Raw genomic sequence first — 11,659 nt, 5'->3', positions numbered from 1 at the left:
TAGGCGGCTCCCGGCGAAGTTGCCGCCGGGGTGGGAGTAGAATTCATCGTTCCGCAACATGCCGTGCCGAGCCGCCCATGCCATTGCTTCCCGAAGACCTCGACCACATCACCGCGATCACCCTCGACGACTACAACCGCAACGCCGAAGGCTTTCGCGAAGGCACCCGTGACCACGACGTGAGCCAGAACATCGAGGCGCTGCTGCGGCACATCCGGGGCGAGGCGCCGTTCACCCTTCTCGACTTCGGCTGCGGCCCGGGCCGCGACCTGCGCACCTTCACCCGCCTGGGCCATCGCGCCATCGGCCTGGACGGCGCGGAAAGCTTCGTCGCCATGGCCCGCGCCGATTCCGGCTGCGAAGTCTGGCACCAGGACTTCCTCCACCTCGATCTGCCGGCCGAACGCTTCGACGGCATCTTCGCCAACGCTAGCCTCTTCCACGTCCCGCTTCAGGAACTGCCCCGCGTCCTGCGCCAACTCTGCGCCGCACTCAAACCCGGCGGCGTGCTGTTCAGCTCCAACCCGCGCGGGCATAACGACGAAGGCTGGAACGGCAACCGCTACGGCGCTTGGCACGACTACGAACACTGGAAGGTGTTGCTGGAAGCGGCGGGCTTCGAAGCCCTGGAACACTACTACCGCCCAGCGGGCCTGCCGCGTGAACAGCAGCCTTGGTTGGCGAGTGTGTGGCGCAAGGTCAATTCGTAGGATGGGTGGTGGCGAGCCGGTGGACAGGGTGATGGCAAATCAGTAGCGTCGCCGGGATTGCTTCGAGGCAAGCAAGGATCAACAGGACGACAGGGACGTAATATGACTTTCTATCGCAATGGCTACCGACATGTGGCATGCGGCGTGGCAGCAATCGGCCAGCAACGGTGAGCGCATGTACACGCTACTTGATTTCACGAACAAGGATTTTGCCGAGTACTTCAATTCGGCATTAAGAAGGCATGGTCTGGACTCTTATGTTTTCGCCTTTGGGCTCGGTCCGGATGGTGAGGAAATATTCTCTGTTGCGTGCCTGAACGCAAGCGAGCTCCAGCAAGCGAGGTATCTGATCTACAGCAGCAGATACTTCCTGAACGACATACATCCTGAAGCCGCAGAAAAGCTTCGAGAAATACGGAAGAGACATGCTCAGGGCATTCTTGAGCTCGCCACTTCCAGGCCAGTCATCATCTTCTCCGTACTGGCATTGGCTGCTGCCACGCTCGGGTACCTTCTTGATCTGTGATGCATGACCTGGCGCGGGGCGGGTTCATTCGTACGTCAATGTCCGTTTCGGGCGGGGCCAGCCCTGACTCTGCCAATCGAATGGCATGGAAATACCAACTCACTGTCTGAAAAGAGCAACGCCGCACCTTGTGAGTGCGGCGTTTTTGCGAGGGCGGGTCGTCCCCGCTCAGCGATTGAAATCGCCCCCACAGTGAGCCCGGTCGGACTCGTTGAAGGCATCAACCCTTGCGCGGAAGTTCCTTGGGCAGGTCCTTCCCAGCATCGGGCACCTTGGGGTGCAGGATGGCGCTGCGTACCTTCTCGTAGTCGTCGTAGGGCAGGCCGCTGCGGCTGAGCATTTCCAGGGCGAACTGCTTCACCTCGGCGTCGGTGTAGGGGCGTTGCTCGGGTTCGGGTTGGCTGGCGCAGCCCGTGAGGATCAGTGCCATTACGGTCAGCGCAAGGATGTGTGCGTGCTTCATGGGGTGTCCCCGGGCGTGTTGGAAAGTGGTTGCAGGCTACCAACCGACCGGGGAAGGGAAAAATCATCCGCACCGATAATGACTATTTCGTTACTCGCAAGGATGGCCGGTTGCGACGGGCTGGGGTGAGGTCTAACCTTCGCCTTCATTAAATTCATCCGATGATTGGATGTTTGCCATGCCCGGACCCGCACCCGCACTCAAACGCTCCCTGGTGGATATCGCCCTGGAGCAGATTCGCCAGCGCATCGACAACGGCACCTGGCCCCTGGGCCAGCGCCTGCCTCCAGAACCCGAACTGGCCGAGATCATCGGCATCAGCCGCAACACCGTGCGCGAGGCGGTGAGGGTGCTGACCTTCTCCGGCGTGCTGGAGGTGCGTCAGGGCGATGGCACCTACGTACGCGCCTGCACCGACCCGCTGCTCATCATGCAGACCCTGGCCCGCAGTTCGGTGGAGCAGGCGCTGGAGGCGCGGGGGATGATCGAAATCGAAGCCTCGCGCCTGGCGGCCCTGCGCCGTACCGAGGAGGACCTGGCCGACCTGCGCGTCGCCTTGGCGGCATCCGCCGCGCGCTCCGACTACAAGGACATCGCGGACTACATCGTCCATGACCTGGCCTTCCACCAGCGTGTGGTGGACAGCGCCCACAACCCGGTGCTGAGCGAGCTCTATCGCTACTTCTCCCAGGTGATTCGCGTCGGCCTGGAACGCACCATCTCCGACCCCGAGCGGCCGCAGCCGAGTTTCGACCTGCACCGCGATCTGCTCGACGCTATCGAACGCCAAGACGCGGACGCCGCCGCAGCGGCCAACCGCGCGTTGCTGATCTGACCTTGCTCCCTTTATGGAACTGTCTTTATGAACGCCCCGAATGCCCTGGATGACCCCACTCCCGGCTGCCCGCCGGAAGAATTGCTGATCGACGCCGAGGCCGATGACGAGCCGCAACCCCTTGCGCTACCCGGCAGTACCTGGCTGCTGCTGGTGGGGCTGGTGATGGTGGCGCTGAACCTGCGTCCGGCGCTGTCCAGCCTGGCGCCGATGCTGAACATGCTGCGCGAGGCCACGGGCCTGTCGGCCACCGGCGCGGGGCTGCTGACCACCTTGCCGGTGCTCTGCCTCGGCCTGTTCGCGCCCCTGGCGCCCATGCTGGCGCGGCGCCTGGGCAGTGAGCGCACGGTGCTGCTGATCCTCCTCACCCTGGCCGGCGGCATCGTGCTGCGCAGCCTGTTCCCGGTGGCGGGGTTGTTCCTCGGCAGCTTGGTGGCGGGGGCGAGCATCGGCATCATCGGCGTGCTGCTGCCGGGCATCGTCAAGCGCGACTTCCCCCATATCGCCGGGCTGATGACCGGGGTCTACACCATGGCCCTGTGCCTGGGCGCGGCCCTGGCGGCCGGTGCCACGGTGCCGCTGGCCAGGCTGATGGACGATGCCTGGCAGCCGGCCTTGGCCTTCTGGGCGCTGCCGGCGGTTCTGGCCGCGCTGATCTGGCTGCCGCAGACGCGCCAGGGGCAGCACGCTCATCGCCAGGCCTACAAGGTGACCGGCCTGTGGCGCGATCCGCTGGCCTGGCAGGTGACCCTCTACATGGGCCTGCAATCTTCCCTGGCCTACATCGTCTTCGGCTGGCTGCCGTCGATCCTCATCGACCGAGGGCTCTCCGCGGTGGAAGCGGGGCTGGTGCTGTCCGGCTCGGTGATGGTGCAACTGATCAGCGCCCTTGGCGCCCCCTGGCTGGCCACCCGTGGCCGCGACCAGCGCCCGGCAGTGCTGCTGGTGATGGGCCTGACCCTGGCGGGCCTGCTGGGCATGCTCTACGCGCCGCTGTCCGGCATCTGGGGCTGGGCTGCGGTGCTTGGCCTGGGCCAGGGCGGCACCTTCAGCATCGCCCTGGCGCTGATCGTGCTGCGCTCGCGGGACGCCCACGTCGCCGCCAACCTGTCCGGCATGGCCCAGGGCGTGGGCTACACCCTCGCTGCCATGGGTCCGCTGATGGTGGGTGTGGTCCACGACCTGACCGAGGGTTGGAGTGCGGTGGGGATCATCTTTGTGGTGATCAGCCTGGCCGCCACGGCGTTCGGCCTGGGCGCCGGCCGCAACCTGCATGTGGCGGCCCGCAGCGAGCACCTCTGAGTTCGCAGGGTGGATCACGCTTCACCGATCCACCATCGGTGCTGAGCCTGGCCTCGCTGGTGGATGTAAAAAGCGGCATCCACCCTACGACTGACGGCGCGGGTTGTCCCGGAAGCTCCCGTAGGATGTGGTGGAGCGGAGCGATACCCATCAACGATGGACATCAGCGCATTCAGGGCCGCCAATTGGCATTGAACTTCTCGGCCAGCTTCTGTTGGCGGAAGCGCTCGACGATGAAATCGATGAACACGCGGGTCTTGGCCGGCAGCAGTTTCTGCGCGCTGAAGTAGAGGGACAGGCTGCCGGTGTTCACGTACCAGTCCGGCAATACCCGTTCCAGGCTGCCGCGCTCCAGGTGGGGCAGGGCGTGGACAGTGCTCACCAGCGTCACTCCCAATCCTTGCAGGGCTGCATGGCAGGCGGCTTCCGGGTCGCTCATGGCCATGCGCAATTTCAGTTCGAAGGTGGCCTGGCGGTCGTCGCGGGTACGCAATGGCCAGGCACGCACGCGCCCGGTCTGGGGCGAGCGGATCAGGATGCCGTCGTGTTGCGCGAGGTCGTCCGGGGACTGGATGGCGGGGTGTCGATCCAGGTAGTCCTTCGAGGCCAGCAGTACCCGATGGGCTGGCGCCAACTGGCGGGCGATCACGCCGGGCGGCAGTTCGAAGCCGCCGCCGATGGCCGCATCGAAGCCTTCGCCGATCAGGTCCACAGCGCGGTTATCGAAATTCCAGTCCGGGACGATAGCCGGGTAGCGGGCCAGGAAGTCGGCCAGGTGCGGCAGGATATAGTCGCGCCCGAAGGCCACACCCATGCTCACTTTGAGGGTGCCGGCCGGCTGGCCCTGGCTGCTGGCGAGGTTGGCCACCGCGCCCTGGATGCTCGCCAGCCCGCCGCTCACTTCCGCCAGGAAGCGTTCTCCGGCCTCGGTCAGGGTCAGCCGGCGGGTGCTGCGCAGAAACAGCCGCACGCCAAGATTGGACTCCAGCCGGGCCACGTTCTTGCCCACCGCCGCAGGGGTCAGGCCCAGGCGCCGCGCGGCTTCGGCGAAGCTGCCGGCTTCGGCGGCGCGGACAAAGCATTCGATACTGCTGAGGGTTTCCATGGCGTTTCCATAAACCGTTGGTATCGACTGAATATAGTGATTGCCAGCTTATCGGTTGTGAATGAACGCTCGATACTGGGGCCGTCTTCCACTCCATTCCACATTGCAGGAGACCTCAAATGAGCACGCTGAAAACCCTCGAAGGCAAAGTTGCATTTATCCAGGGCGGTTCCCGTGGCATCGGCGCCGCTATCGCCAAGCGCCTGGCCAAGGACGGCGCTGCCGTCGCCCTGACCTACGTGGCGTCCGCCGCTGGCGCCCTTGAAGTGGTCGAGGCCATCGAAGCCGCCGGCGGCCGGGCTATCGCGATCAAGGCCGACAGCAGCGACGAGCAGGCCATTCGCGCCGCCATCCGCCATACCGTGGACACCTTCGGCCGGCTGGACATCCTGGTGAACAACGCCGGCGTGCTGGCGGTGGCCCCCATCGAAGAGTTCAAGATCGAAGACCTGGACCGCACCCTGGCGGTGAACGTGCGCAGCGTGGTGATCGCCAGCCAGGAAGCCGCCCGCGTGATGGGTGAGGGCGGTCGCATCATCACCATCGGCAGCACCAATGCCGAGCGCATGCCCTTTGCCGGTGGCTCGGTCTACGCCTTGAGCAAAGCCGCGGTGGCCGGCTTCACCAAGGGCCTGGCCCGTGACCTGGGGCCGCGCGGCATCACGGTGAACAATGTGCAGCCGGGCCCGGTGGACACCGATATGAACCCGGACAGTGGCGAATTCGCCGATGCCCTCAAGCAGATCATGGCCCTGCCGCGTTATGGCCAGGCGGAGGAAATCGCCAGCTTCGTGGCCTACCTGGCCGGACCGGAAGCGGGTTACATCACCGGTGCCAATCTGACGATCGATGGTGGGTTCTCGGCCTGAGAAAGCGCGATACCCGTCGCAACGGTTGATGGGTATCGCTGCGCTCCACCACATCCTACGGAAGTGTCTCGGGAGAGATTTGTAGGATGGGTGGAGCTTGCGATACCCATCGCGGAGATGCCGGTAGACACGGTATCCACCGCATGAACAGATGCCGTCATACCGCCCGGATCAGGCGCTCGCGGAATGCCTGATCCGCTTCCTTCCCCCGCCCGGCCTGGAGGTTATCCAGCATGTGGCGGGGGTTTCCCGTTCCGGGGATCACGCAGGTCACCGCCGGGTGGCTCAGGCAGAACTTCAGCAGCAATTGCGGCCAGCTGCGGCAGTCGTAGTCACCGGCCCATTTCGGCAGGGGCTGCTGCTGCAGGTTGCGCAACAGGTTGCCGCCGCCAAAGGGCCGATTGATCAACACCGCGACACCGCGATCCTGGGCCAGGGGCAGGATGCGCTCCTCGGCATCGCGGTCATTGAGTGCGTAGTCGATCTGCAGGAAATCCAGATGATCGGCCCGCAGCACGGTTTCCAGTTCGTCGTAGCCGCTGGAGGTGTAGTGGGTGACGCCCACGTAGCGGATGCGCCCCTCTTCCTTCCATTGCCGCAGGGTGACCAGGTGCTCCTTCCAGTCCACCAGGTTGTGCACCTGCATCAGGTCGACGCGCTGGCGCTGTAGCAGGCGCATGGAGTGCTGCATCTGCTCCACGCCGCGCTGGCGGCCCTGGGTCCAGACCTTGGTGGCGACGAAGGCGCGGTCATTGGCCTTGAGCTCGTTGAGCAGGCCGCCCACCACTTCTTCGGCCTGGCCGTACATGGGCGAGCTGTCGATTACCGTGCCGCCGGCGGCGAACAATTCCTTCAGCACCTTGCGGCAATCGGCCCAGGCGGCACTGGCGTCGCGGGAGATGTCGAAGCCCCGGTAGGTGCCGACGCCGATCACCGGCAGCTGCTCTCCGCTGGAGGGGATGGAGCGGCGACGCAGCGGCAGTGAGCCCATATCAGCGCCCAGGGCGAAGGGGCTCATGGCGATAAGCGCCGCGCTTGCGCCCAGGCGGAGGAATTCGGCGCGGGTGATGCCGGTTCTCATGGCTCGACCTCCTGTGGAGTTGCCGATGCTTCAGTGTGGTCGTGACGGAGGCCCAGGCGCCAGCCGAGGGCGGACCAGGCCAGGGCAACGCCCGCACCCACCATCGCCACGAGGGCGGCGGTGAGGCCGAGGCTGCCCAGTAGAGTATTGATCCAGGCACTGAGGGCGTCGCCGCCGCGATAGACGACGGTGTCGATAAAGTTTTTCGCCCGGTATTTCTGCTGCGCGCCGAGTGGCACGAAGAGCATTTCCCGGCCCGGTCGCACAAAGGCGTATTCGCCCACCCGACGCAGCACCATCACCCCGGCCAGTACGGCGAATTGCGGCAGCAGCGCCAGCAGCAGAAAGCCAAGGGCCACCAGCAGCGCCACCACGCCGAGCAGGGCGCCCACGCCGAAGCGCTGGGCCACGCGACCGGCGACGAAGAGTTGGCAGGGCAGGGACAGCGCCTGCACGGTGAAGTCGATCAGGCTGAATACGCGGATCTGCCGGTGGCTATCGGGGAACAGCGCCGCCACCAGCCGCGCCTGCTCGAAGTAGAGGAAGGTGCTGGTGCAGGACAGCAGCAGGACGAAGGCACAGATGCCCAGCAGGTAGGGCGAACCCAGCACCAGGCTGATGCCGGAGAAGGGATTGCCGGGCACGGGGCGCTCTGGCGGCTCGGCTTCCACCCCGACTCGTCCGGCGCCGCCGATGCCGCGCCAGGTCGTGAGGTGCCGGCGCAGGGGCAGGGTCGGCAGCAGGAGCAGTGCGGCGACCACCAGCAATCCGGCGGCGCCGACATCCTCCACCAGCAGACCGCCTGCGAGCGGGCCGATCAGGCCACCCAGGCTGGCTCCGGCGGCGATGGAGGGGAACAGCCGCTTGGCCTGGCGGCGGTCGAAGACGTCAGCCAGCAGGCTCCAGGCCAGCGACACCACGAAGAGGTTGTAGACCGACAGCCAGACGTAGAACGCGCGGGCCACCCAGAGCGGATCAGGCATGCGCCACAGCAGCCAGGCGAAACCGAGCAGATTGCTGGCGAAGAACAGGTAGACCCAGTCAAGGAACACCCGCCGCGGCACCCGCGCATTCAGCCAGCCATAGGCCGGCACCGCCAGCAGCATGGCGATGAAGGTGGCGCTGAACAGCCATTGCAGGTTCTCCACGCCGCCCGCGATACCCATGGTCTCGCGCACCGGCCGCAGCATGAAATAGCCGCCGAACAGGCACAGCAGCAGGGCGAAGGCGGCCAGGGCCGGGGCCAGTTCACCGGCCCTGGCGTGGATGGCACGGTGCAGCAGGGACATGGCGGTGATTCGTGTGGGGTGGTCTGGAAGGGTTTAGACCATGGCGAAGAGAGGATCTCTTTGTAGGGGCGAATTCATTCGCCAAGGGCAGCACAGCTGCCCCATTCGGAATTGATTGGCAGACCTTCGGCCTGCTTGGCGAATGAATTCGCCCCTACAGGTTCATTTCGCCCCGCAGCTGGCCTACAGCCCGTACTTCTTCACCTTGTCGAACAGCGTGGTCTTGGCCATGCCGAGGGCGATGCTGGCCTGGCTGAGGTTGCCGCCGTGGCGTTCGAGGGCGGCGATGAGGAGGGACTTCTCGAAGGCTTCCACCGCTTCGGCAAAGCGCGGCTCGTTGCCGTCCGGGGTCTGGCCGCTCTTCTTGAACACCGGGAGGCCGAGGGCAACACGTTCGGCAACGTTGCGCAGTTCACGCACGTTGCCCGGCCAGTCGTGGGCCATCAGGGCGGAGACGGTGGCGTTGTCCAGTTCCGGCGCGGCACGGTCGAAGCGCAGGGACGACTGCTGCAGGAAGTGCTCGAACAGCAGCAGGATGTCTTCGCGGCGGTCCCGCAGGGGCGGCAGTTCCAGGGTGACCACGTTGAGGCGGTAGTAGAGGTCGCTGCGGAACCGGCCGGCCTTGCCTTCCTCGTTCAGGTCGAACTTGGTGGCGGCGATGATGCGGCAGTCCACCGGGATCGGCTGGTTGGAGCCCAGGCGTTCCAGGGTCTGCTCCTGCAGGACCCGGAGGAACTTGATCTGCAGGTTGATCGGCATGCTCTCGATTTCATCGAGGAACAGGGTGCCCTGGTGGGCGTGCTCGATCTTGCCGATGCGACGCTTGCCGGCGCCGGTGAAGGCGTGGGCCTCGTGGCCGAAGATTTCGCTGTCGAACAGGTTCTCCGGCAGGCCGCCGCAGTTGAGGGCGACGAACTGCCTGGACTGTCGGCGGCTGTAGTCATGGAGGCAGCGGGCGACCAGTTCCTTGCCGGTGCCGGTCTCGCCTTCGATCAGCACATTGGCCGACGTATCGGCGACGTTGGCGATCAGTTCGCGCAGGGCCTGAATGGCCGGGGAGCGGCCGATGATGCGCTGCTCCAGGGACTGCCGGCCGGCCAGTTGGCGGCGCAGGCTGGACACTTCGCGGGCCAGGGCGCGCTGCTCGAGGGCGCGGCGGGCCACGTCCACCAGGCGCTCGGGGGAGAAGGGTTTCTCCATGAAGTCATAGGCGCCGTTGCGCATGGCGCCTACCGCCATGCTGATGTCGCCGTGGCCGGTGATCATCACCACCGGCAGGCTGCGGTCGCGGGCCTTGAGGCGTTCCAGCAGGGTCAGGCCGTCCATGCCGGGGAGGCGGATATCGCTGATGACGATGCCGGCGAAGTCCTCGCCCACCTGGGCCAGGGCTTCTTCGGCGCTGCCGACGCCGATGCTGGGGATGTCTTCGAGGGCCAGGGCCTGCTGGCAGCCCATCAGGACGTGGGGGTCGTCTTCGACGATGAGGACGCTGAGCGGCTCGGTCATGGGGCGGGGCTCGCGGTGTCTTCGGGGTTTTCCAGCAGCGGCAGGCAGAGTTCGAAGGCGGTGCCGCCGCTTTCCGGGTGGTGGGCCGCCAGGCTGCCGCCGGCGGCGGTGGCCAGGCTGGCGGAGAGGGTCAGGCCCAGGCCCAGGCCTTGTTCGCCGGGCTTGGTGGTGAAGAAGGGCTCGAACAGGTGGACGCGGTTGGCCGGATCGATGCCGGGACCGTTGTCGCGTATCTGCAGGCGGTAGGTGTCGCCGTCGGCGGCGCCTGCGAACCAGAGCTGGCAGTCGGCCTGGCCGCTCATGGCGTCCAGGGCGTTGGCGATGAGGTTGACCAGGATTTGCTCCAGGCGGGTTTGGTCGATGGCCAGCAGCACGTCGGCGAAATCGCGGTGCAGGGTCGGGGCGGTGCGTTCCAGGCGGGTGTGCAGGAGGAACAGGGCGGCGTCCACCGCCTTGCCCAGGCGCGCCTGGCCGTGGTCGTCGGAGCGTCGGGCGAAGGCACGCAGGCTGGCGGTGATCCGGCCCATGCGGTCCACCAGTTCGTTGATCGCCGCGAGGTTGGTGGAGGCGGTATCCAGGGCGCCGCGTGCCAGGAAGCGCACGGTGTTTCCGGAGAGGGTGCGCAGGGCCGCCAGGGGCTGGTTGAGTTCGTGGGCGATGCTGGTGGACATCTGCCCGATCACCGCCAGCTTGCCGGCCTGGACCAGTCCGTCCTGGGCCTTGCGCAGGTTTTCTTCGGTCTGCTTGCGTTCGCGGATTTCCGCCATCAGCCGGCTGTTGCTGGCGCGCAGGTCCTGGGTGCGTTCGGCGATCCGGCGTTCCAGTTCGTTGTTGGCCGCCAGCAGCGCTTCGCGGGCGGCGAGGCGAGTTTCAAGCACTTTGCGCCGCTCGTTCCAGGCGATCAGCAGGAAGGCCAGCAGGGCGACGCCGACGGCGGCGAGCATGCCCTGGATCACCGCTTCGTGGCGCAGGTCGGCGAGCGGCGAGAGCAGGGTGAAGTGCCAGGGCGTGTCGTTGAGGGTGCGGGTCTGGGCCAGGTAGGCGACTTCGCCTTCTGCTTCGCCACGGGGCCCGCTGGCGGCGAAGGTGATGGCTTCCAGGCCTTCGCCCAGTACTTCGCGGGAGCGGGGTTCCCATTCGTTCAGGGCCCACCAGTAGTACTGCAGGCTGCGGGCCAGGCGTTCCTTGTCCTCGGCGGACAGCGGGCGCACGGCCTTCATGCGCAGGGCCGGGTCGCTGGAAAGGATGATGATGCCGTTCTCGTCGCTGACGAAGGCTTGCAGCCGGGCCTTCTCCCAGCGTTCCTGGAGGGCTTCCAGCTTCACCTTGACCACGGCGACGCCAATGATCCGGCCCTGGTAGCGCAGGCCGTGGGCGAGGTAGTAGCCGGCTTCGCCCGTGGTGCTGCCGATGCCGTAGAAACGGCCGGGGCGGCCTTGCACGGCCTCCTGGAAGTAGGCGCGGAAGGACAGGTCTTCACCCAGGAAGCTGTCGGCATCGCGCCAGTTGCTGGTGGCCAGCACGCGGCCGCTGGTGTCCAGCAGGAAGATGGCGCGGGCGCCGCTGCGGCGGTTCAGGCCTTCGAGGTAGTCGTTGACCAGGTTGCGCCGGTAGGGCGTGGGGTTGAGCAGCAGGTGGCTGACGCTGGATTCCAGTTCCAGCAGGCTGGGCAGGTAGGTGTAGCGGTTGATTTCGCTTTCCACGGCGCGGGCGTGGAGTTCCAGCTGGCGCTCACCGTTGTCCCGCAGTTGGCGGATGCCTGATTCCTCGCTGAGGTGATAGCCGACGTAGCCCAGGCCCAGCATGCACAGGACGAGCAGCAGGAACAGCAGCAGGTGGCGGAGCAGGCGCGGTTTCACGTTCAGGGCTGGCGGTATGGCGCGGAGGCTGGCGGTGGGGCATTGCATCATAGACATCCGGGCCTTGCCAGTCGCCGCTCGGGCGCCGAGCGGCGGTCAATGTTGGGCTTCGCT

11 protein-coding genes are annotated in these 11,659 nt (G+C 66.2%); 5 read left to right on the top strand and 6 right to left on the bottom strand.

Going from position 1 to position 11,659, the window contains the following annotated elements:
- Positions 1-77 precede the first annotated feature (77 nt).
- The gene (locus tag TQ98_RS18160; RefSeq protein ID WP_044870306.1) at positions 78-710 is read left to right on the top strand and encodes a class I SAM-dependent methyltransferase; all 633 of its coding nucleotides are present in this window, start codon (positions 78-80) and stop codon (positions 708-710) included.
- 175 nt (positions 711-885) lie between these two features.
- A complete protein-coding gene (locus tag TQ98_RS18155; RefSeq protein WP_146036027.1) occupies positions 886-1,236 on the top strand; it encodes a hypothetical protein in 351 nt (116 codons plus the stop codon).
- Between the two features lie 220 nt (positions 1,237-1,456).
- On the opposite strand, the gene TQ98_RS18150 is transcribed toward TQ98_RS18155, so the two are convergent.
- Entirely contained in the window at positions 1,457-1,699 is a 243-nt protein-coding gene (locus tag TQ98_RS18150; protein ID WP_044870304.1) for a hypothetical protein, read from the bottom strand.
- A gap of 178 nt (positions 1,700-1,877) precedes the next feature.
- Here TQ98_RS18150 and TQ98_RS18145 point away from each other — a divergent pair, with 178 nt between their 5' ends.
- Together TQ98_RS18145 and TQ98_RS18140 are read left to right on the top strand one after the other, a co-directional pair.
- Positions 1,878-2,534, top strand: a complete 657-nt coding sequence (locus TQ98_RS18145) for a FadR/GntR family transcriptional regulator (RefSeq protein WP_044870303.1) — start codon at positions 1,878-1,880, stop codon at positions 2,532-2,534.
- Between the two features lie 27 nt (positions 2,535-2,561).
- A complete protein-coding gene (locus TQ98_RS18140; protein ID WP_044870302.1) occupies positions 2,562-3,836 on the top strand; it encodes a CynX/NimT family MFS transporter in 1,275 nt (424 codons plus the stop codon).
- A 172-nt stretch (positions 3,837-4,008) separates the two neighbouring features.
- Here TQ98_RS18140 and TQ98_RS18135 read toward each other — a convergent pair whose 3' ends face one another.
- Entirely contained in the window at positions 4,009-4,941 is a 933-nt protein-coding gene (locus tag TQ98_RS18135; RefSeq protein WP_044870301.1) for a LysR family transcriptional regulator, read from the bottom strand.
- 119 nt (positions 4,942-5,060) lie between these two features.
- On the opposite strand from TQ98_RS18135, the gene TQ98_RS18130 reads away from it, so the two are divergent.
- Complete coding sequence (locus tag TQ98_RS18130; RefSeq protein WP_044870300.1) at positions 5,061-5,810, top strand: 3-oxoacyl-ACP reductase family protein; 750 nt, start codon at positions 5,061-5,063, stop codon at positions 5,808-5,810.
- A gap of 157 nt (positions 5,811-5,967) precedes the next feature.
- Here TQ98_RS18130 and TQ98_RS18125 read toward each other — a convergent pair whose 3' ends face one another.
- From TQ98_RS18125 to TQ98_RS18110, 4 genes are all read right to left on the bottom strand, one after another.
- Positions 5,968-6,891: an aldo/keto reductase gene (locus TQ98_RS18125; RefSeq protein ID WP_044870299.1), complete on the bottom strand. Its 924-nt coding sequence runs from the start codon at positions 6,889-6,891 to the stop codon at positions 5,968-5,970.
- Complete coding sequence (locus TQ98_RS18120) at positions 6,888-8,180, bottom strand: MFS transporter (protein WP_044870298.1); 1,293 nt, start codon at positions 8,178-8,180, stop codon at positions 6,888-6,890. Before TQ98_RS18120 ends, TQ98_RS18125 begins: the two co-directional genes overlap by 4 nt.
- Positions 8,181-8,363: 183 nt before the next feature.
- Positions 8,364-9,686, bottom strand: coding sequence for a sigma-54 dependent transcriptional regulator (locus TQ98_RS18115; protein ID WP_044870297.1), 1,323 nt, complete (start codon positions 9,684-9,686; stop codon positions 8,364-8,366).
- Complete coding sequence (locus TQ98_RS18110; protein WP_044870296.1) at positions 9,683-11,593, bottom strand: ATP-binding protein; 1,911 nt, start codon at positions 11,591-11,593, stop codon at positions 9,683-9,685. The genes TQ98_RS18115 and TQ98_RS18110 overlap by 4 nt, the downstream gene beginning before the upstream one ends.
- Positions 11,594-11,659 lie beyond the last annotated feature (66 nt).

The organism is Pseudomonas sp. LFM046 (genome assembly GCF_000949385.2).
Lineage (GTDB): Bacteria > Pseudomonadota > Gammaproteobacteria > Pseudomonadales > Pseudomonadaceae > Metapseudomonas.
The sequence above is the reverse complement of the archived record's forward strand: the minus strand, read 5'-3'. Positions and strand labels throughout refer to the sequence as shown.

Excerpts from the sequence above, each read along its gene's own strand:
- TQ98_RS18160 (WP_044870306.1), top strand. The coding sequence starts at position 78 with ATGCCATTGCTTCCCGAAGACCTCGACCACATCACCGCGATCACCCTC.
- TQ98_RS18125 (WP_044870299.1), bottom strand. The coding sequence starts at position 6,891 with ATGAGAACCGGCATCACCCGCGCCGAATTCCTCCGCCTGGGCGCAAGC.
- TQ98_RS18120 (WP_044870298.1), bottom strand. The coding sequence starts at position 8,180 with ATGTCCCTGCTGCACCGTGCCATCCACGCCAGGGCCGGTGAACTGGCC.
- TQ98_RS18155 (WP_146036027.1), top strand. The coding sequence starts at position 886 with ATGTACACGCTACTTGATTTCACGAACAAGGATTTTGCCGAGTACTTC.
- TQ98_RS18150 (WP_044870304.1), bottom strand. The coding sequence starts at position 1,699 with ATGAAGCACGCACACATCCTTGCGCTGACCGTAATGGCACTGATCCTC.
- TQ98_RS18135 (WP_044870301.1), bottom strand. The coding sequence starts at position 4,941 with ATGGAAACCCTCAGCAGTATCGAATGCTTTGTCCGCGCCGCCGAAGCC.
- TQ98_RS18115 (WP_044870297.1), bottom strand. The coding sequence starts at position 9,686 with ATGACCGAGCCGCTCAGCGTCCTCATCGTCGAAGACGACCCCCACGTC.
- TQ98_RS18145 (WP_044870303.1), top strand. The coding sequence starts at position 1,878 with ATGCCCGGACCCGCACCCGCACTCAAACGCTCCCTGGTGGATATCGCC.
- TQ98_RS18110 (WP_044870296.1), bottom strand. The coding sequence starts at position 11,593 with ATGCAATGCCCCACCGCCAGCCTCCGCGCCATACCGCCAGCCCTGAAC.
- TQ98_RS18140 (WP_044870302.1), top strand. The coding sequence starts at position 2,562 with ATGAACGCCCCGAATGCCCTGGATGACCCCACTCCCGGCTGCCCGCCG.
- TQ98_RS18130 (WP_044870300.1), top strand. The coding sequence starts at position 5,061 with ATGAGCACGCTGAAAACCCTCGAAGGCAAAGTTGCATTTATCCAGGGC.